Raw genomic sequence first — 19,941 nt, 5'->3', positions numbered from 1 at the left:
TCAAAATGAATATCTTCGGCGATGGTATAATGATTTATTGTTTTCAGTTCTTCTTCAATTGGAATGTAAGTGTCTTTCTTTTTTCTCTAAAGCTGCCTTTTGCTGTGTATTGTAAGTGTTTACTCGAAAGGTTACAAATACAGTAATCAGCCCTCCAAGAATTGTACTAATAAAAAAGACCGAGAACAACAACGAGTAGTAAAATCAAATTTCGAAGTGAAGTTAAACAAGCACTCTCCTATCAATCAAATACGTTAAGTTTGTATTTCGACAGGACATCGTAAACTCCTTCCAACCGCATTCGTACTAACACTCAGAGTGCCAAGAACCCTGCCTATATCTAGAATTACATAATAGGCACTCTTTAACAGCCCATTACAGTTAAGGACTGTTATATGTCTTTTTCCTTGATGTGCAGAAACCCTATCACTCCACTGGCAGCGATGAGGCCAGGGGGCGATCCCTGTTTTACGGGTTTGATTCGGAGCATCGCGTAGAGCGTATCGTTATCGAAGGGATGCATGCGTGCGGGAAAAAATGACCGATGCGCCGAGGCTTTGTTCCATATCAATGAGCATGTCTGTGATATCGAGCTGCACAAGAGACGCACATGTTGGAAGCTTTTGTCCCAATGGGGGAGTGTTTATTTAAAAATTTAGATAAAATTAACCCTATTTTATATAAAAATGAAACATTCAATCAGCCAGATAGAGTAAAATATTTGGTGTATCTCATATTCTTTAAAAATCAATGAATCGGGACATATATATTATAGCAGGCAGCATCCTAATCATCTTAAAATATTGTGTTGGAAGCGATATCATGGTGACATGTCGGGATATTTCTTGCCTACAGCCCATTTCTCATCCTGTTCCATTAGCAGGGCACCGATGAGGCGAATCACGGAGTCCCGGTTTGGGAAAATGCGAACAATTCCGTCATTCAAATATTTATTTGTGTTCTAATGAGTAGAGCAAAATGGATCAAAAAGACAAGGAGCGGGTCATGTATAATAGGAGAAAACGCAACCGATTTTTGGTAAGGAGTTGGATTCTATGAAATGGAATATGAATACCTCTGGTCGACGCCGATTCTCCTGCTTGCTGCTCACTTTGACCATGGTTACTGCCACGCTGGCATCTACCGATATTCAGGCAAGGACGGCGTATGGGGAAGCAGCGGCGGGAACTTCATCCCAATCCGTTAACGGGACCACAGTACATGAACAGCAAGGCAGAACAGCAAGATCGTATCAGGCCGCTTTATCCGATTGGAAGCGTTGGGCCGCGGATCATGCGTATGCCTTGAATACGATTCAACCGGAAGCATGGTCTTCGAACGGGGGAGATATAACGCAGGATAAATTTAGCGACCTCGATATGCTAATTCCCTTGCTTGCCGACAAGCGAATCGTATATTTGGGAGAAAATTCGCATGGAGTAGCCGAATTCAATCTGGTCAAAACGCGCCTCATTCAATATTTGCACCAAACGCTAGGGTATAACATTGTTGCTTTTGAGAGCGGATTGGGCGATGCTGCGCTTGCGCAGGGGCGGATGAAAAAGACCGCGGCCCAGGAGACCATGAAACGCTCCATATTCGGCGTATGGTGGACGGAAGAGACGAAGCCGCTATTCGAGTATATGAAGGAAACGCAGGAAAGCGAATCCCCATTACGCCTGGCGGGCTTCGATATTCAGGTGCAATCCCCGCTATTTCAGGACGCGAATTGGATTCCAAGCAAAGCGCTGAAGGCCAGGGCGCTGAAGGCTGAGCAAGAGGTTCACAAGTGGAGAATGAGCAAGGATCTCAGCGGATACCGCAAGGCCAAGCCTGAGCTGGTTAAGGTGTACAAAGAGTTATTGCAGGCCGTGACGAAAAATGAAAAAGCACTGAAGCGGGACTATCCCGATGAGCCGCATATCGTCAAGTTGATGAAGCGATCGCTGGAGGATCGTATCCGGGTCATTCAGGAGTTCAATGAGCTGTGCATCCAATCCAATCTATCATCGGAACAAGGGGATTATAGCGGCAATCTGTCCATGATGGAATGGCGCGATCGGGCGATGGCCGGCAACCTTGCATGGCTGGCGACGGAAATTTATCCCGATGAGAGAATTATCGTATGGGGACACAACGGCCATATAAGCAAAGCACAGTCCCTGATTTCCAACATGCCGAAGAGCATGGGAGAGCTCATGCCTAAGGAACTGCAGCGGGAAAGCTATGTCATGGGCCTATTTACGGGCGAAGGACAAGCAGCCGAGAATACGAGGGAACCGCTTCAGCTGAATCCGATGATCCCGGGGTCCATGGAAGATATTTTGGCGGGTGCAGGACAGCCGCATACCTTCATGGATTTACGCTATCGGGAAAATGAGCGGGGAAATTCGTGGATGTTCGAACGGACGATAGCCTCTTATCAGGTAATGATGCCGATGCCGTTAGAGCTGAGACGGCATTTCGACGGCGTTCTGCTGATCAAACAAGTGAAGATGCCGACCTATTTGCCGCATAAAAAAATAGGCAGCGGATATGCCGTCCGATTGTATGCGGCTCAACGGTGTTGTTTTCGATTGAGCTATTAATTGTTCAGCAGCGTTTAAACAACCCAGAAGCCGTAAGTTATCCGGTGGCTATAGACAGCGAATATCTAGAGCGCGCGCCTAAATTTTCGAGTCGTTACGATAGCCCATATTGGTTTATTCTGTACAAATGGCGTTGTGGCGACTTCCATTTATACAAAAAAAACAATATGGGCTTAGTTTTTACGATCCTCGCCTCATCCCCATAGATTATCATCTACAAAAATGCATCCAACTTATTCCTTTCACGGAACTCTGACGGATAGCATCCGAAATAATCTGTGAACAGCTTCGTGAAATGGCGCGGGCTGTAATAACCAACGGCTTCGGCAACCTCCTGCACTTTGAGATGGGGCTCCTTTAGCAGGAGTTCCTTCGCTTTCAGCATTCTCGTTTCGGTTACGTATTTAAGAAAGGTACTGCCGTGCTTTTTATGGAACAAAGAGCTTAAATAGTTGGGCGTCACATGGAACATATCCGCGATTTGCTTGATTCCGATGTCGTGCATATACTGCTGCTCCACATAAGCGATCACTTGCTGCACGATATTTTTGGACGAATAGTCGTGTCGCGAAGCCTGAGATAACATGCGATCGCCATGATTTTTTAAAAGAGCAAACCAGCTTGCCTGATCCCCGCACGTCCCCGGCTCTAACGTGAAGCCGAGTGCACGTGAAATATATTCATGAATACGGCGCCATAGGCATTGATCTGCCGAGAGTGCGCCGCTCCATACTTTCTCCAAAGAATCGACAGCTTTCAGGTATCCAAGATAGTCTTCTTGGCGGAACAGTCGGCGTAGATTGTCTACATGAATGCTTATAGGAAGACACTCGGCTCGTTCTGTCATTTCGTTTAGCTCGCTTAGCGGATAGTTTCCTCCAATCGGGAGCAGAACGCGAAGGGAAGAGACGCGCTGCAGTTCTTCGACCTGCCCCGCCATCGCTTGCATATTCGAACACTCCTCTAATTGTATCGTCGTAATTGCATAGGAGGCGGCAAGCTGATCCTGGAGCAAATGCTTCACGGTTCTCTCCATCTTCTGCTGCAGCTCTAGCGCTTGATAACGGTGCAAAGCCGGCCATGACCACAATATCGCAGGTTGGCCGCCCGGAAGCGACAATGCCAAGGAATAAAGGCTGTTAGTAAGAGATTGGTTATGGATAAGGCTCCGCAAGGCTTCGATGAATCGTTGTTGTCGTTCATGTTCTTCATGATCGCATAGGAAATCATCGAAATAGAACACGCTTGCTTTGCAATGCAGTGTTTCAAGCAAATGATCGCCTTGGCTGACCCCACTTCTGCCCTGAATACTCGAAACAATCGCATGCTCTATCTGACGGTTGCGTTCCATGATGTGCGTTTCATGCAGCTTTTGTGCGTGGGTCAAGCTGTCGTGGACTTCTTCCAGACTGATCGGCTTTAGCAAATAGTTGCACGCCCCAAGGCGTATCGCCTCTTGCGCATATTGGAACTCCGAATAGCCGCTTAAAATAATCCATTTGGTATGAGGGGACGCTGCTCTGCCATGAGCCATTACTTCCAAGCCGTTCATCTTCGGCATCCGAATATCAACGAATACAAGATCGGGTTGCCGCTCGGTTACGAAACGAATCGCTTCTTCACCGTTACGGGCTTCTCCAATGACGTGGACAGGCATGTCCAGTTCGTCCAGCATGCTTCTCAGGCTGGCTCTGATCAAGCTTTCATCGTCTGCAACTAAAATATTCATGATGCATTCTCCTCCTTAGGGATTTTGATTGCCACGCATGTGCCGATTCCGAGCTCGCTGTTCACGGTTAATGTTGCTTTCGGGAAGACTTGCTGCAATCTTGCCCTTACGTTGGCGAGGCCGACATGCGATTGGGAATGTGACGCGTTCGGATCGAAGCCGACGCCGTCGTCACGTACTTCGATGCATATCTGCGCATTGCCGTCCTCGCTTGCTATCCATGCGGATACGTGAATGGCATGCTCTTGATCATCGGGTTCGACTCCGTGGATAATCGCGTTCTCCAATAGGGGTTGAATCAGCAATTTCGGAATTCGGAACTCGGCAGTCTCCTTGTCATGATGAATCTGGATCGTCAGCCTATCCTGGAAGCGAAGCTGCTGCAGCAGAGCATATTTTGTTAAAAAATTGAATTCCTGTTCGATCGTCGTCCATTGATTCTCCTCCAGGATGTAACGAAGCATGCCGCTAAGCGAAATAATCGCGGTCTCCAGCTTCTTCTTGTCTCCAATGCGGTTCAATCCGATAAAGCCGGACAGCACGTTGTACAGAAAATGGGGCTGAATTTGCGATTGCAAGGCTCGATATTCTGCGTTTCGCTGTGCCAGCACCGCTTTATATTCCCGGTTTATTAAATCGTCCAACTGCATGACCATCTTGTTTAGTGACTGTCCGAGATAGGAAAGTTCGTCCGATCCCTCCCCTTCATAGCGTGCTTGCATATTCCCATTGCGTACTTTGGTCATGACGGCCTTCATTTGAGCGATCGGCTTGACGATCCATTGCGAAGAGTAAAGAAAAACGAAGAAAGTGACGATGAGTCCTCCAATCGATATCAAAACCGCCGTGATGTAGATCCAGCGTACTTTCTGTTGTATCTCCTCATTGGATAAAAACACGGTAATTTCCCAATCTGCCGGTTTGATGGTTTGAGAAACGGTAACGTATCCGGTTTCTTGTGCGCTGGGGTTTCCTCCCGCTCGAAGCTGCTTGATCATTTCATCGGTCAGCGGCTTGTTCGCATAGATCACATTTTTCATTTCATCTACGATCGCGACGACTGAACTGACGTTAAATTGAATATCTTTGGTGATTTTCTCGAGTACATTCGTATCCGCATCGGCCGATATGACGGCGAGCGGTTGTCCGGAATCCGGATTTTTGATTAAACGGGATACGGAAAACACTTGGATGTCTGAGGGGTTGGTCAAGTAAGTTTGCGGATGGGAACTGATGAACGCGACTTTCCCGTTTTTCTTAACCGCTTGTCGATACCATGATTCTTCCTGGAATGGAAAGTCCGGCATGAGGTCGATGCTATCGTTTTTAGTCGTTAAAAAAGGCTTTCCGTTCATCGTAATCATGAGCGTACTGAGAATATCTTTGCGAGTGTTAATTAAATAGTTGGGCAGCGTTCCTTTCAGAGCGCGATCCGTCTGCAGTTTCGTGTATGCGCTTGCAGAATCGTATGCATTGTCGGCAATGATTTTAAGCGACTGAATGACATTATCGTTCAAATAGGGAGAGGCCGTCAGCCGCTCCAAATCATCCAAATAGGTTTCAATATTACCGGCTACGGCATGGAGCGTTCCTTCGGTTAGCTTCTCCGTATCTTTGGTGAGCACGTGCTGGGCGTAGAAGGGGAGCGCAAAAGCCAAGACGGCAAATGGAGTGACAATGGTCAGAGCATACACCAGCGTGAGCTTGGAGCGCAGCGACTTGATCGTGACCATAACGGATCAACCTCCTTCATTCATGTATAAAGGATAGGTACACCCGGCAGGTAAGTCAATACGAAAATCGATAGTGTAGAAATGAGCGGTGCAATCGTAGGTTTGCAGCATATGAAAGCGTAATCATTAATGATATCGTTAGGACTGAAATGATGGAATAACATACAACTTTATAGCAAGGGGGATACGGATGAGACAGATGAATGGGTTCAAAATGCTTACGGTTCTGGTTATCGCTGCATTTCTGCTCGCAGCTTGCGGTACATCGAGTACGGGGGGCGAAGCGGCGGGAGGAAAGACATCCAATAGCGATTCGGGTCAAACAACGGGGAATGATGGAAATGCCAAGGTCAATCTAACCGTCATGACCAACGTTGTTGGTGAACCCGCAAAAGTGCTGCAGGATATTGCAAACAAATTCATGCAGGAGAATCCGGAAATTAAAGTGGATTTCAGCGCGCCGGGTGCCGAGTACGAGAACATTATGAAGATGAAAATGGCGTCCAACGAGCTGCCGGATGTGTTCGCTACGCACGGCTGGGCCAAGGTTCGCTACGGTGCGTATTTAGCCGATCTGAAAGACGAGGAATGGGCTAGCAAGTTGAGCGCCACAATCAAGCCGTCCGTGACCGACGAGCAGGGGAAAGTGTTTGTGCTGCCGATGGACGAGGACAAGGGAGGTCCCGTGTACAATGCTGCCGTGCTGGAGAAGTATGGCGTACAGGTTCCAATGACGTGGGACGAATTGATGAAGGCTGCGGAAGAAATCAAAACGAAAAGTAACGGTGAAGTGGTCCCTATTCATATCGGAGGAGCGGATTCATGGCCGATCGGGCAATTTTTCGATTTCTATGCGACATCGGTCTTTATAAGCCCGGAGAAGAATGATGCTGCGCAGCTTCTGGACGGTACATTCGATTGGAACCGCTTCGACGCCCTGCCGCAAATGTTCTTATCCTTGCAGGAGAAGGGGTACTTAAACAAGGATGTGCTGACAGCCAAGTATAGCGATTCCGCGAAGGCTTTTGCCGAAGGAAAGGCGGCATTTGGCATCTATGGCCCGTTCCTTATTGAAGAAGCGAAGAAGTTCAACCCTGATTTGAAAGCAGGCTTGATGCCGATCCATTCCGTCGTGGCGGGCGATGCTCCAACCTTGGTTGGAGGGGAGAAGACGACATGGGGAGTCTGGAAGGATTCCCCGCACGGCGAAGCGGCCCGGAAATTCGTCGCTTACTACGCCAAACCGGATAACATCGCTTTAGTTTCGGCCTCGAATGCGCTTCCTCCCGGAATTGACGGCGTATCGATCGCTGCAGGCGACTTGACGGCCGACTTTGAAAAGTATAAAGATTTGCGAGTGTTCCCGTACTTTGATCGAGTGTACTTGCCGAACGGGATGTGGGATGTCATGTGCAAAAATGGCCAGGACTTGCTGGCAGGAGGCATTACGCCTCGCGAATTTTCGGAAAACATGAAAAAGGAATACGAAAGATTGCGGACTGCTCAATAGAGCAGAATGATAAGGAAATGGCCTGCAGGTTGCTTGCCTTCCTGCGGGCTAATTCAACACCTAGGAGGGAGCGTATGGCTAGAAGTCCGTCAGGGGTTGATTCCTCGCGAGGAGGAATTGCGCAATCGCAATCCAACTTTGCAGTCAGATGGATTTATTCTGCCGGAATACTCAATTTGATGTACGTCCCGGCATTGCTGTTATTTGCGGTTTTCATTTTCTACCCGCTTATTCAAGGAATTAAAATTTCCTTCACCAACTGGGATGGTTACTCCCAGAGTTACGCTTGGGTAGGATTGGAAAAGTACCGGCTTATGTTTTCGGACCAAAAGATTCTGCAGACGATTCGGAACACGTTCATTTACGGATTCGGCAGCACTCTATTTCAAAATGTGATGGGCCTGGCTTACGCCTTGTTCCTGGATCAGAAAATAAGAGGGAAAGGCCTTGTCCGAATGATCGTGTATCTCCCCGTCATTATCAGCCCTTTAATTATGGGGTATATCAGCTACTTCTTCTTCCAATATGACGGCGGCGCATTGAATGATGCAATGGGGCTGTTCGGCGGGGAGGCCGTCGATTGGCTGGCGAACGGATCACGTGCCGTATGGATGATCACCTTGGTCAACACCTATCAGTACATGGGAATCGCGATGATTATTTTTTTTAGCAGGGCTGCAATCCATATCAAGGGAGTATTACGAAGCGGCCAATATCGATGGGGCCGGCTGGTGGAGCCGATTCAGGGGGATTACCCTTCCGCTGCTGATGCCGGCGATTACGATCAATATCGTGCTCAACCTCATCGGAGGCTTGAAACTATTCGATGTCATTGTGGCCATGACGAACGGCGGGCCGGGTTATGCGACGCAGTCTTTGTCCACGATGATGTACAATTTGTACTTCGCCCGTCAGGATGCAGGATATGCGGCAGCGCTTGGGAACTTCATGTTCATCATCATCGCCGTTATCAGCATAACGGCTCTCGTGCTGCTGCGTCGAAAGGAAGTGGATGCATGAAGGCTTTTAAATATATCGCTGCCTTGATCATCCTGATCATCCACAGCATTCCTTTTTACATTTTAGTCAATCTGTCCTTTAAGCCGATCGAGGATACGAGCAGCAAATGGATGCCTTCGTCGTCTCTTCGTTTCGAGAATTTCATTGATGCATGGAAGGATGCCCAGCTGGGTCGAGCCGTATTGAACAATGGGATCGTTACGCTGCTTGCAGTCATTCTCGTCGTGCTTATCGGAGCGTGTGCTTCCTATCCGCTTGCCCGCCATGCAACGAGATGGAACCGGTTCGTTTATACGCTTTGCATCTCATGTTTGATCGTACCGGCGCTGACGATTCTCGTACCTTTGTACAAATTTATCGTAGACGTCGGCGGGATCAATACATACTGGGCAATCATACTGACGCAGGTCACGTTTTCGCTTCCGATGACGATTTTCTTGTTTACCGGCTTTGTGAGCACTGTTCCTAGGGAGCTGGATGAAGCGGGGCTGATCGATGGCTGCAGCCGGTACGGCATTTTTTTTGAGGATTATATTTCCTTTGCTGAAGCCGATAACGGCTACTGTCGTCATTTTGATCGGGGTTCAGGTATGGAACGACTATCAGTTTTCCGTATTCTTCCTGCAGAAAAAAGAGATGATGACGATCCCGGTTGCTTTGTCGGGGTTCGTCTCGCAATTCCACAGCAACATTAGCTGGGTCGCCGCAGGATGCTTCATCGGGATGCTGCCGCTTACCGTCGTTTATCTGTTTCTGCAAAAGTATTTCGTGAAAGGAATGGTAGAGGGAGCCATTAAGGGATAGAGGGAAAAATCAATCAAAATGAAGATCGAAAAGGGAGGGGTAGCATGTTCAAGATAAAATCGGGTTCGGCGTTCATGTCATTATGTCTTGTTATTTCAATGACGTTTGGGGTGTTTGCAACTGGCGGGGGAGTTCAAGCGCAAGCTGCAAATGGGGATGACAATCCGCTCGTGTCCGTTCGGCTGACGGCTGCCGAAACGAATGTACCGTTGGACGGCGTGACGCACTTACAGGTGATTGGCAAGTTGAAAGACGGCAGCGAGATTGATTTGAGGAATGATTCGAAGGCAACGATCGAATACAGCGCTCCTGCTGAAATGTTCACGATTGAAAAAAGATGGTACAGCAAGGGCGGGAACGTATGATGTAGGCGATGTCAAGGTAGGGGTGAAGGTATCGAGAGAAGGCGGTACCTTTACGGATAAGCTGACGATGACCATCAGGCCCGAACCAGCAAGGCCGTTTTTACGGGATTATGCAAGGACCTTAACGATGAAGCTTTACCTGGGGGACAACGGCAATATTGAACTGACCTTGGATGAAGCGCTTGATGCAATTAAGAAGATGGATCAGTTGACGCGCGGCATGCCGAAAATTATTTATTTGGTCGGCTGGCAGCACGACGGTCACGACTCGAAATATCCGGACTGGAATGTCGTGAACACCAAGTTAAAACGAGCCGGGGATGAAACGGCGCTGGACAGCATGAAATGGTTCATGGATGAGGCCGAGAAGTATAATACGACGATCAGCTTTCACATTAATATGACGGATGCATACATGGACAGTCCGCAGTGGAAGGAATTCGTCGACAAGGATTTGATCCGCAAAGAAGAGAACGGGGATTTAATAAAAGGCGGCCACTGGGTGAGCGGCCAAAGCTATCGCATTAATCTGACCCGTGCGTGGGAGGCAGGCGTGCTTCAACGCAACATCGATGATTTGCTTGCTGGAATTCCGCAGCTGCTGCGCGGCAGAACGATCCACATCGATGCATTCATAACGAGCCTGACGGAGGTGCCGGTATCGGATGGGTATGCGGACCCTTATCATAAGACTACGCATCGTCAGGAGACGGAGACGCAGAAGGAGATTTTGCGATATTGGCGCGATAAAGGCATGGACGTTACGAGCGAATATTTCCATGCCTACCGCGTCAATCCGCTTTTTGGTCTGCAGCCGATGGCTTGGTGGGCCGATTGGCGTTCGATCGACAGCCAGTTGAAGCTGCCGGCCGCTTTAGCCGTAGGCGGTAAAGGCGGGGATGAGTTGTTCGGCACGAGCATGCATGGCGAAGATATTGTGCGAAAAGACAAGGTGAGGCTGACTGGATTTTTGCGGGAATTCAGTACGACGACATTGCTATGGCAATATCTTAATCAGTTCGATCGCCTCTCTTATGATAGCAGCACAAACACCGTGCATTTTTCAAATCATGTGACGAGCTCTAAGCAGGAGGGCAAACGGATCGTAAAACAAGGCGATGTCCTTATAGCAGACGGAACGAATATGTTCGTGCCTGCATTATGGCGCAATGATGAACCGGAAATCATGGCATACAGTCAGGACGGATACACGGACAGAAGCTGGAAGCTGCCGGCGGATTGGGCTGGCGTGCAGGCCGTCGACGTATACGAAATCGGGCCGGGACTGCCCAGATTGATGTCAAGAGGAATGACCGTAGTCGACGGGACGGTTACATTATCGTTGCCACCCGACACGGGGGTATATATTGCACCAGCATCTGCCGACCCACTGGATCCCATACAGGACATCGCTACGGGAATCAAGACGGTTCCTACCCCTGCGAAGGATGCGATCCGATTAACGCTCCCTGCGGTTCCCGAAGGCTATGAAATTCAGCTGCTCGAATCCAAACGCCCGAACATCATTGATCATACCGGAAAAATAACGCCGACGACGCAAGAGGAAGAAGTCCTCCTCGTATTCCAAGTGAAGCGTACGGCAGATGGCGTTTTTACTCATACGGCTGCGATACCGGTCATCGTGCCGTCGGGAAGCGCAAACAATATAAAAGATGTATACGATCCGAAGGATGCGATTTTAACGGGGAATACGCTGTTGAGAAGCAGTGACCGTTTTATGACGGGAAGCGCACTCGGATTTGTTGGCGGTGAAGCCGGAAACAACAATACCGCAGCGTTTCAAAATATTATAGTGCCCGGCGATGGTGTTTATGATTTGCAGATCGAATATGCAACCGCAGAACCCCGTTCCGTGTTCGTCCGCGCGAATGAGGAAGAAGGCATTGAAGTGCCGCTGACGGGAACGGATTGGAATACGGCATTGCATAAAACGATCCGGATTGAGCTTAGGAAAGGTCTGAATACGATCACCCTGTATAATCCCGCAAAATATGCACCGGATATGGGAGCTCTTACGGTGATGTCCATTAGTCCGCACACGATTGCCGAAACGATCGCCGCTATTCAACCTCCGGCGAAGAACGACAAAATGTTAACGCTTCCTTCTGTACCGCCAGGATTCAGCATCGCGATCAAGTCGACGGATAACGAAGCGATCATACATTCAGATGGAACCATAAAATCGCCAGCTGCAGAGGAAACGGTGCATCTTATTTTGGAAGTGACGAGGAGCTATGACGGCGCGACAGCTGAGACTGTGCTCATTCCCGTGCTTGTGCCGGGCAAGTCTCTCATTACAAGTCTGTCTCCGGTAAGGGTGAGTACGGTTGTCGGTACGCCGCCGATTATGCCTTCAGTCGTGACGGCCACGTATTCTGATCTAACGACAACAGAAGTACCTGTTGTATGGGACGCAATAGAGGCAGACCAGTATGCAAAGGCGGGGACATTTACGGTAAGCGGGACGGTTGCAGACACCGAACTTCAAGCAGTGGCTGCCGTTACCGTAACGAACGAACCGGCAGAAACGCCTTATATTACGAAGCTTGCGCCGATATTTGTGAATACCGTCGTCGGTACGCCACCGGTCATGCCATCGGTCGTAACGGCCACGTATTCCGATTTGGCGACAGCAGAAGTTCCTGTCGTATGGGATTCGATAGATTCAAGCCAGTATAGCAAGGTTGGTGCCTTTAAAGTGAAGGGAACCGTGGAAGGTACAACCATACCTGGAGAAGCCCACGTTACCGTCAAGTCCAAAGAAGAACCGGGAAGCGGGTATAACAATGGAAATCCTGGCGGTAGCAATAATGGTTCAGGAAGCAGCAGCAATTCTGGCGCGAGTACCTTTACTCCTTTGCCTATTAAGGAACCCGACAAACCTAAACCGGAAGGACAACGCGATTCTGAACCTAAAATCATGGAGTTGCCGTATGAGCTGACTGCCGATCAACTCAAAAAACCGGGCGTTGTATCCGTTGTACGGGTGAATAAGGACGGCACCACAACGCCAATCATATTCAGTTTCTATGACCCGGCTGCGAAGAGAGTGAAATTCATAGGTTCTCCCGAAGAAAAATATGAAGTTGTGCATACGGCGAAAAAGTTCACGGATTTGGTTAAGCATTCATGGGCAGAGGAAGCCATTGAAACGCTTGCCTCACGCGGTGTGCTGCATGGCGTGTCACTGAATCGATTTGCCCCGGAACTGGAACTGACTCGTGCCGAGCTGGTGGTCATGCTTGTGCGTATGTTCAACTTCGCTGTTGAAACAGACTCTAACTTCGATGATGTAAGCCGATCGGCAACCTATTATAAAGAAATCGCGATAGCGAAGAAGTTGGGCCTTGTTCACGGCGTTACGGATACGGAGTTTCATCCCGAAGCGAAGGTAACCCGCGAGCAATTGATAACGATCGTTGAACGAATCTTGCGTCAAGAGAAGCTTATCGCAATATCGGCAAACGTGAACGAGTTGACTGGCTTTGCAGATCGCGAGCAAATCGCGGATTTCGCGCAGCATAGTGCAACAATGCTTGTGAAGCTGAAATTGGTAGTAGGCGCTAACAAGCAATTGTTCCCGAAAAAGACGACGAGTCGCGCCGAGGCTGCAGTAGTGCTGTATCGTATCATCCCATTAGTCTTGCAAGACAAAGAATAGAATACGCGAAAACAGCCTTCTCCTCGAAATTGGGGGAAGGCTGTTTGTCATTCATATGATTTTTCTACGAAAACCTGAATAGTACGATTAGGTATATGGGGGCCGTTGTTTCTTCTGAAATGAAGGCCTAGTCAGAATGGCTTCATGCCAAGCGTATTGATTTTTTCTCCCGTAATATCCACGCCCATTCGGTTCGTAATGTCGCGATAGTGACCCGCGCGGCGCTTGATGGCGCCATTGGACTCGTCCAGATCCGCTTCCAGACCGTTGAGGACCATGATGCTGACGCCGAATCCGGCAGGTGCCAATCCTTTGGCCTTCTCTTCATTTGAAGGCTTCCATCTGCCGATCATGACGTCATGGGCGGAAGGCTTCGGCGCTTGCGGCGTCATCCAGAATAAGATGGCGGTTGCAAAACCAAGCTTGCCGTCGGCCGCAATTGACTCCGGATTTTTCAACAGGACGTTCTTGTCTCCGTATATGATGGCGCTCATTAATCCATATTTGAAATTCCAACTCAACATGATGGGACCGCGGCCGTAATATTTCTTGCCGGGAACGCCCGGATATTCTTTGCTGCTGGCAGGATCTACGAAGTCGGACTTATTCTGGCCCGTCTTGCCCGCAATATTTTCGTTCCAATAGAGTCCCCAGCGCAGCATGCCTCCTGGCGCTTCATCCCAACCGCCGCCCGTCTCATGGGATAAATTCGCGAGAAGGGCAGCGAGATCACGCTTGCGATCCTTCTCCAGCCCTTCGTTTAAGAAGGCGCCGTAATCCACAATTTGCGTGGCAATGGGCTTGCTTTTATTTTCGGGCGAGTTGAAATCTGCAGAACGTACGATAAGCGTCTCCGTTTTGCCTTTCTTCTCTAATCGGTAAATTTCTTGCGCGGAATAGTTTCCTTCCCGGTAGGACACTTTGTATTTGATATTCGCGGTGAGTCTAACGGCGTTGATGAGATTTTGATAGGAATAATAGTCGACCTGATGGGGATTATAGTCTTTTTTACCTTTGTTGAATTCGTGCCATTCCGGCGATCCGAGCCGCATCGGGAATAAAGCCTCGTATTCTTTCTCGGGAAGAGCGGAGCGGACGGCTTCAACGGCCTTGTCTGCCGAATAGTCCGGATCGATCCCATCCCACAGTTCCTCAATCTGCTGCCTGCTCAGAATGCGGCTCTCCCCGACGGACAAGTTGGTGTCAAGCAGGTACTCCGCTTGGATTTTTAATTCAATGGCGTCAGCTTCAACGCTTGAAGCCGGAGACGCTCCGACAGGAATGACGAGCAGCGAGGAAGCCAGGGTCAGGATCATGGCGCACCGAATCCATTTCTTTGAAAGTGGATACGTGACATTGGACATAAACACATCCCCTTTTTGTTCAAATGGGCGTAATCCTTACCGCTTTTTATTTATATCGCTTTAGTTTTTGATTATGACAAGTTACTGCGCTAATCCTGGAAAGGGAAATCCATGAATGATGAACAGGTGCGATCAAGGGATCATGGTTTAATCGTCGGAATGAGGCCAAATGTTTACGAAAGCCGATACGGATGCATGTTTTGTCCTTGATGTTGAATAGGATAAAATCAGAACAATCTCGCAATTTATTATAAACGGGGTACCGTGAGGGGGAATTAAAAATTAGAAAAGAAACGGTAAGAAAAGAAATCGAAACGAATTTGAGCCAAAAGGTGGCATCCGATCCCAAACTCCATAATGTGTACCTGCTGGTCCATTCGGATAAGCTGGATATCCACTGGCCCATGGCTGCGGGAGACACGGATGGATTTCCTGCCGATCCTCGCCAGGCTTATCATACGGCTAGCATAGGCAAGGCCTTTACTTCGGTTATACTTGCCAAATTAGTAGAGCAGGGGTTTGTCCGGTTTGAAGACCCCATCGCAAATTACCTGCCTCCGTCCATCCTGAAAGACCTTCATACGCATAAAGGAAAAAATTATGTGCCGGAGATTCAAATTAAACATTTGGTGAGCAATACATCCGGTCTCCCCGATTATTACGAGGACAAACCGAGGGGAGGCCAAGCCGGGTTCATGGATGAAGCTCTCGCGAATCCTTCCCGTTTCTGGACGGCGGAAGAAACCATAGCGTGGTCGACAGAACATCTGCAACCCCGGTTTCCTCCGGGAAAAGGGCTTCATTATTCGGATACGGGATTCAATCTGTTGGGGCTCATCATTGAAAGAGTCACCTCCAAGGCTTATCACGAGGTGCTGCATGATTATATTTTTACTCCCCTAGAGATGAACCACTCCTATCTATCGCACTATTCCAATCCTGCCGTCGACAACGGCCTGCCCGTGGCAAACCTTCATTTGAATGATTTAAAAAATAAAGCTGGAAGACTACCGCTGTTTCAGCAGTTTTTTATGCCGGAGGTCAAACCGTTTCGACATCAGAGGATCTGCTCACCTTCTTGAAAGCTCTCGTAAACTATCGGATTGTCCGGAAAGAAACCTTGGACACCATGTTGCAATGGAACAAAATGTGGTTGGGCATGGACTACGGCTATGGGCTCATGAGGCTGCATTTCATTCCGTTTACCCGAAAATACATCGGCTGGGGGCATCTTGGCGCGAGCGGCGCGGCCATGCTGTATTTCCCCAACTATGATGTGTATATCATGGGAAGCTTCAACCAAACCGCCTATCGGTCCAAAGGCATGAACTATATATTTTTTAACGTTCTGCGTAAATTAGAAAAACATGTTCGCAGTTAGAACATTCAAATTAACCCATGCGGGTGGCTTAGTGAGTGGGGGGCCGCTCCCCTTGGCTCCGTCGAACGCAAAAATGGAACATGCCTAATTGGGCATGTTTTTTTGTTTTTTTTTAATATTGTCCTCGCAAGCGTGGGCCGTCATTAAACAAATACTTTGGTTTCTACAAGTCCGTCCATGCTGTATTGTTTTTTTTATACTACAGAGTTTTTTGATGCGAACTGACGAATCTTTTTCGTCTTTTGTTGGAATATATACCCACAGTTACCAAATGTTTGACAAAACAATGTAAATATTATATACAGTAAGTAATAAGTAATAAGTAATAAGTAACACCAGAATTATTCCATATACAAAGTAAACATCAGCCGGCATGAATAAAATCATGAATAGGGGTGGTTTGCTATGACAGATCTAAAATTAGCACAAAGTTTTTCAATGATTGCGCTAAATGTACAAAGTAGTCTTTATATGACTACGGTGAAGAAAGCGGCTGTTCGTTGTATGGCAGCAGCAGTCATTTTAGAGGTTTACTTAGACAGCGCGTTTACACAAACAGAGAATAAATTCATATTGAAAAGTGATGTACTTGACCAATCTCATACCATGCTTTACCGGGAAACTGTTTTCAAACCATTACTCAACAAAAAAATCATCGGTAACGGGTGATCTGAAATGGTGGCTGAAAGGGGCTTCAACGCTTCCTCAGAAAAAATTACTAAAGTTTGAGCACGCAATATCCGATTCTCTTAAGGCAATAGATTTGCTTGAGGAAATCCCGAATCTGTTGGGGTGCGACTTATATTATGATTCCGCAGGCGTTGCAATCAAAGAATATCGAAGCGATATTGAGACATACTCAAGGACTACCGAGAATATTCGAGCAGAAATTCTGGAAGACGGTTCGGTAACAGAGGAGATCATTTGTATGATTTGGCTTCTTCGTGAAAGTGGATGCATGCATGATTTTTTCTCGAGGAACGAGCTAGAAAAGGTGAACACCAGAATGAATGAATTATATCAAAGTGTTTTACTGGCAAAAGTATTGTTTCCAATTCAAATCCATCACGGGATTGAAATAGCAATCAAACAATTCTTGCATATGAAGAAAAGGTTTGTGAAGACAGCTGTGGGCAGCACCATCAACTTTTTTTTCCCCATGCTTGAGCGCTCGCAAGCTGTATTTATTGAAACCGAAGCTTGGTTCTCCAATTCCAATAAAAGATTGAACGATGTAATTTCACGGTTAGAGTCCTATGGCCATAAGGTTAAAGTGTTAGAGAAAGGACCGATATCGACCATAAAAATAGATAATTTGGTTTACGAAGCGGTCCCGCATGTTGTTTACATGAGGGTGCCAATTCAAGGTGTGCGTTTACTTCCGAAACGCCCAATTTAAAGGAGTTGGGTAATCATGTCCAGACAACGTTCCATGGAGACCATATTGACCTCTGAGTTCGTATCCATAGGAGAATTAGTGCGGCTTACGAATGCTCGCTACAGTACGCTGAAATTTTACACGGAAGAAGGCATGCTGCCTTTTGAACAGGCTGAAGAGAATCTGACACGCAGATACAAAAGAGAGGAAACCGTAGCACGCATTCTTTTGATTAAAGAACTGAAAACAAGTGGATTAACGATCCAGCAAATTAAAGATGCTCTAAACAGACTGACCCCGTAGCGTGAGACAAATCAAAACACCTTCAAGAGAATTCAACCATGTCGTAAGATATGGAGATAACCTTGGAGGTGTTTTTTGCGGCAACTAGAGTCAGTTATCCGGTAGAAACGATAATGAAGGCTGCAAAGGAACTAACGGACACCGCATTGAAATTTGGCGCAGCGATTTTCTTTGGACGGTTTCGACGCTTGATCGAGTTCACTTAGCTTACGTTAAAATAGGTCCGCCTCCCACATGCAGAACGGTTCCGGTCACGAAACCATTCTGAAGCAGGTAGAGCACGCTTTGATTACTTTAAAGGAATATTTTTTGGTTCTATAATGGTATCTTTTTTCGGCATGAGGTCACCATTTATATCTTTAAAAAATAAAGGTAGGCCTTCTGCTAAGACAGGATGTATAACTTTAGTTGGATCTTGTCTTTGATGATGAATATGTAAATGAGGTTCTGAGGTTGAACCGCTATTTCCAACTCTTCCTATGACATCTCCTTGCTTTACATGATCTCCCACTTCAACAGTGACACTATCTTTTTTTAAATGGTTAAGTAAAAGGTAAGTGCCTGTTTCTTTTTATTTTTATATACACATGATTTCCTTCCATTGAAATAAAGTTTTCTGATCCTGGCGTAATGTCAGCTTCATTATCAGAAACAGCAATTACTATTCCTGAAACCGGTGAATGAATTTCTTTATCCCATATTCCGTAGTCTTCATTACTATCACTATTAATATTATGCGGCTCCATTACTAAATCATATGCCCATCTCTCAGATGACCATGTTGCATGAGGTAAATTATCTTTAACACTATCACCTCCCCAACCAACAACGGTTTTTTCAGCTAAAGGCCAACTTACCGTTATAGATGGTTGAGCACGTGTAATAGTGTTTGGATAAGCATAAGGAATAATATTCATAGTCATTAATATTGGAAAGATTAATGCTATGTTTAACATTACATTAGTAAACAACTTTAAACTTCTTTTCTTTTTAACAATTAAAATGATAAACATGACCAAATTAATTAATAATCCCAGTACTCCTATGATAGGTAAAACTAATTTGAGGATTGCCCATGAATACGCACCAAATATACCACCAATAAAAAAAACACTTATCCACAATAATAAAGTGAACCCTATTAACACACAATTTGGATAACCAATTTTTCGCAATAATTTATTAAAAATAAACTCCTCCTCCTCATTCTTAAATCAATCCGTTCATTTATTGCAAAACAATAAGAACCACCTTCATTAATTTTAACAATCTCAGGATAAAATTTCCGCACTACTTCAGGTGTAGATTCAGAACGTTCTATCTAAAGGTAAAAAGGGAATCAGCGTTAAACAAAAAAACAACGTCACTACGTTATCGTTGTGACGTTGTTTTTTAGTCTGTTAATCCCCATCAGCAAAGCGGCAGAGAAGCTTTATCGATATTTTACGCCTTCATGGCTCATCATACAGCCGCTCCAGCAACCCCAGCTCGTAGGCTTTGGCTACCGCGCCGACCCTCGTCTTCACGTCGAGCTTCCGGTTAATGGCCGCCATGTGGTATTCAACCGTCCGCTGGCTGATCGCGAGCTCCGCTGCAATTTCCTTGTTCGTCTGCTCCAGCGCGATTCGTTTCAACACTTCCCGCTCCGTCGGGGTCAGTTGGTCGGCTCTTAACGAGGCATTCATCCGTTCCGACACGAGCCGGTGACCGAGCATGCTCTGCCGTATGGCATTCATGATTTGCGGGTAGGTCGCCTGTTTGGACAGATAGGCATGCACGCCGATCTCGTAGGCTTTATGTACATATTCGTCATAGACATATCCCGAGAGCACGATCAGCTTGACCGCCGTACCGTAAGTCCGCTTTAATTCCGTTAACACCTCGAACCCGTTCATGCCCGGCATGGACACGTCGATAACGGCGACGTCCGGCTTGAGCAGGCCGATTTGCGATAGCAGCTCCCGGGGATCGCTGAACGTCCCGGCTACAACAATGTCGGACTCCCGATCAAGCCGACTCTTCAATCCTTCCATGACCAGCGGATGATCATCCAGCAACAGGACCTTGATGGGCTGCTTCATGCT

The 19,941-nt window shown here is 47.2% G+C and carries 16 protein-coding genes and 3 pseudogenes; 11 read left to right on the top strand and 8 right to left on the bottom strand.

Annotated features, from left to right (window positions below):
• Nucleotides 1-820: 820 nt before the first annotated feature.
• Nucleotides 821-934, bottom strand: a pseudogene (locus XI25_RS32965) (transposase); the annotation flags it as partial.
• Nucleotides 935-1,055: 121 nt separating this feature from the next.
• Here XI25_RS32965 and XI25_RS16690 point away from each other — a divergent pair.
• Nucleotides 1,056-2,588, top strand: coding sequence for an erythromycin esterase family protein (locus XI25_RS16690; protein ID WP_052759644.1), 1,533 nt, complete (start codon nt 1,056-1,058; stop codon nt 2,586-2,588).
• A 214-nt stretch (nt 2,589-2,802) separates the two neighbouring features.
• Here the strand turns inward: XI25_RS16690 and XI25_RS16685 are convergent, their stop codons facing one another.
• Both XI25_RS16685 and XI25_RS16680 read right to left on the bottom strand, forming a co-directional pair.
• The gene (locus tag XI25_RS16685) at nt 2,803-4,317 is read right to left on the bottom strand and encodes a response regulator (RefSeq protein WP_046678853.1); all 1,515 of its coding nucleotides are present in this window, start codon (nt 4,315-4,317) and stop codon (nt 2,803-2,805) included.
• Nucleotides 4,314-6,050, bottom strand: a complete 1,737-nt coding sequence (locus XI25_RS16680; RefSeq protein ID WP_046678854.1) for a sensor histidine kinase — start codon at nt 6,048-6,050, stop codon at nt 4,314-4,316. Before XI25_RS16680 ends, XI25_RS16685 begins: the two co-directional genes overlap by 4 nt.
• A 190-nt stretch (nt 6,051-6,240) precedes the next feature.
• Between XI25_RS16680 and XI25_RS16675 the strand changes: the two genes are divergently transcribed.
• The 5 genes and pseudogenes from XI25_RS16675 to XI25_RS31410 all read left to right on the top strand — a co-directional run bounded on the left by XI25_RS16675 (nt 6,241) and on the right by XI25_RS31410 (nt 13,431).
• Nucleotides 6,241-7,560 (top strand): ABC transporter substrate-binding protein, encoded by a 1,320-nt coding sequence (locus tag XI25_RS16675; protein WP_082112331.1) that lies wholly within the window; start codon nt 6,241-6,243, stop codon nt 7,558-7,560.
• A 179-nt stretch (nt 7,561-7,739) separates the two neighbouring features.
• Nucleotides 7,740-8,580, top strand: a pseudogene (locus XI25_RS16670) (carbohydrate ABC transporter permease).
• Entirely contained in the window at nt 8,577-9,275 is a 699-nt protein-coding gene (locus tag XI25_RS16665) for a carbohydrate ABC transporter permease (protein WP_327204794.1), read from the top strand. The pseudogene XI25_RS16670 and the gene XI25_RS16665 overlap by 4 nt, the downstream one beginning before the upstream one ends.
• Before the next feature lie 153 nt (nt 9,276-9,428).
• A complete protein-coding gene (locus tag XI25_RS16660) occupies nt 9,429-9,749 on the top strand; it encodes a hypothetical protein (RefSeq protein ID WP_046679523.1) in 321 nt (106 codons plus the stop codon).
• A 22-nt stretch (nt 9,750-9,771) separates the two neighbouring features.
• The gene (locus tag XI25_RS31410; RefSeq protein WP_052759641.1) at nt 9,772-13,431 is read left to right on the top strand and encodes an Ig-like domain-containing protein; all 3,660 of its coding nucleotides are present in this window, start codon (nt 9,772-9,774) and stop codon (nt 13,429-13,431) included.
• A 131-nt stretch (nt 13,432-13,562) separates the two neighbouring features.
• On the opposite strand, the gene XI25_RS16650 is transcribed toward XI25_RS31410, so the two are convergent.
• Nucleotides 13,563-14,795 carry a chitinase gene (locus XI25_RS16650; protein WP_046678857.1) on the bottom strand — a complete coding sequence of 411 codons (1,233 nt, stop codon included), beginning with the start codon at nt 14,793-14,795 and terminating at the stop codon, nt 13,563-13,565.
• Between the two features lie 320 nt (nt 14,796-15,115).
• On the opposite strand from XI25_RS16650, the gene XI25_RS16645 reads away from it, so the two are divergent.
• From XI25_RS16645 to XI25_RS16635, 5 genes are all read left to right on the top strand, one after another.
• Complete coding sequence (locus XI25_RS16645; protein ID WP_235439936.1) at nt 15,116-15,877, top strand: serine hydrolase domain-containing protein; 762 nt, start codon at nt 15,116-15,118, stop codon at nt 15,875-15,877.
• Nucleotides 15,874-16,176: a hypothetical protein gene (locus XI25_RS34840; RefSeq protein ID WP_235439935.1), complete on the top strand. Its 303-nt coding sequence runs from the start codon at nt 15,874-15,876 to the stop codon at nt 16,174-16,176. The genes XI25_RS16645 and XI25_RS34840 overlap by 4 nt, the downstream gene beginning before the upstream one ends.
• A 405-nt stretch (nt 16,177-16,581) precedes the next feature.
• A complete protein-coding gene (locus XI25_RS31405; protein WP_052759639.1) occupies nt 16,582-16,845 on the top strand; it encodes a hypothetical protein in 264 nt (87 codons plus the stop codon).
• 94 nt (nt 16,846-16,939) lie between these two features.
• Nucleotides 16,940-17,575 carry a hypothetical protein gene (locus XI25_RS16640; RefSeq protein WP_152669156.1) on the top strand — a complete coding sequence of 212 codons (636 nt, stop codon included), beginning with the start codon at nt 16,940-16,942 and terminating at the stop codon, nt 17,573-17,575.
• Nucleotides 17,576-17,590: 15 nt separating this feature from the next.
• Entirely contained in the window at nt 17,591-17,857 is a 267-nt protein-coding gene (locus XI25_RS16635) for a helix-turn-helix domain-containing protein (RefSeq protein WP_046678860.1), read from the top strand.
• A gap of 207 nt (nt 17,858-18,064) precedes the next feature.
• Here XI25_RS16635 and XI25_RS36330 read toward each other — a convergent pair.
• The 4 genes and pseudogenes from XI25_RS36330 to XI25_RS16625 form a co-directional block, all read right to left on the bottom strand.
• A pseudogene (locus XI25_RS36330) lies at nt 18,065-18,145 on the bottom strand (SDR family oxidoreductase); the annotation flags it as partial.
• A 1-nt stretch (nt 18,146) separates the two neighbouring features.
• Nucleotides 18,147-18,368 carry a M23 family metallopeptidase gene (locus tag XI25_RS34835; protein ID WP_235439934.1) on the bottom strand — a complete coding sequence of 74 codons (222 nt, stop codon included), beginning with the start codon at nt 18,366-18,368 and terminating at the stop codon, nt 18,147-18,149.
• A 31-nt stretch (nt 18,369-18,399) separates the two neighbouring features.
• Complete coding sequence (locus tag XI25_RS34830) at nt 18,400-18,981, bottom strand: hypothetical protein (RefSeq protein WP_235439933.1); 582 nt, start codon at nt 18,979-18,981, stop codon at nt 18,400-18,402.
• Nucleotides 18,982-19,308: 327 nt separating this feature from the next.
• Complete coding sequence (locus tag XI25_RS16625) at nt 19,309-19,938, bottom strand: response regulator transcription factor (protein WP_052759576.1); 630 nt, start codon at nt 19,936-19,938, stop codon at nt 19,309-19,311.
• Nucleotides 19,939-19,941: the final 3 nt, after the last annotated feature.

The organism is Paenibacillus sp. DMB20 (genome assembly GCF_000987955.1).
In the GTDB taxonomy this organism is placed as follows: domain Bacteria; phylum Bacillota; class Bacilli; order Paenibacillales; family Paenibacillaceae; genus Paenibacillus_AQ.
This window is presented reverse-complemented; position numbering and strand designations above follow the sequence as displayed.

Coding starts and splice junctions, on each gene's coding strand:
- XI25_RS16690 (WP_052759644.1), top strand. CDS start 1,056: ATGAAATGGAATATGAATACCTCTGGTCGACGCCGATTCTCCTGCTTG.
- XI25_RS16685 (WP_046678853.1), bottom strand. CDS start 4,317: ATGAATATTTTAGTTGCAGACGATGAAAGCTTGATCAGAGCCAGCCTG.
- XI25_RS16680 (WP_046678854.1), bottom strand. CDS start 6,050: ATGGTCACGATCAAGTCGCTGCGCTCCAAGCTCACGCTGGTGTATGCT.
- XI25_RS16675 (WP_082112331.1), top strand. CDS start 6,241: ATGAGACAGATGAATGGGTTCAAAATGCTTACGGTTCTGGTTATCGCT.
- XI25_RS16665 (WP_327204794.1), top strand. CDS start 8,577: ATGAAGGCTTTTAAATATATCGCTGCCTTGATCATCCTGATCATCCAC.
- XI25_RS16660 (WP_046679523.1), top strand. CDS start 9,429: ATGTTCAAGATAAAATCGGGTTCGGCGTTCATGTCATTATGTCTTGTT.
- XI25_RS16650 (WP_046678857.1), bottom strand. CDS start 14,795: ATGTCCAATGTCACGTATCCACTTTCAAAGAAATGGATTCGGTGCGCC.
- XI25_RS31405 (WP_052759639.1), top strand. CDS start 16,582: ATGACAGATCTAAAATTAGCACAAAGTTTTTCAATGATTGCGCTAAAT.
- XI25_RS16635 (WP_046678860.1), top strand. CDS start 17,591: ATGTCCAGACAACGTTCCATGGAGACCATATTGACCTCTGAGTTCGTA.
- XI25_RS16625 (WP_052759576.1), bottom strand. CDS start 19,938: ATGAAGCAGCCCATCAAGGTCCTGTTGCTGGATGATCATCCGCTGGTC.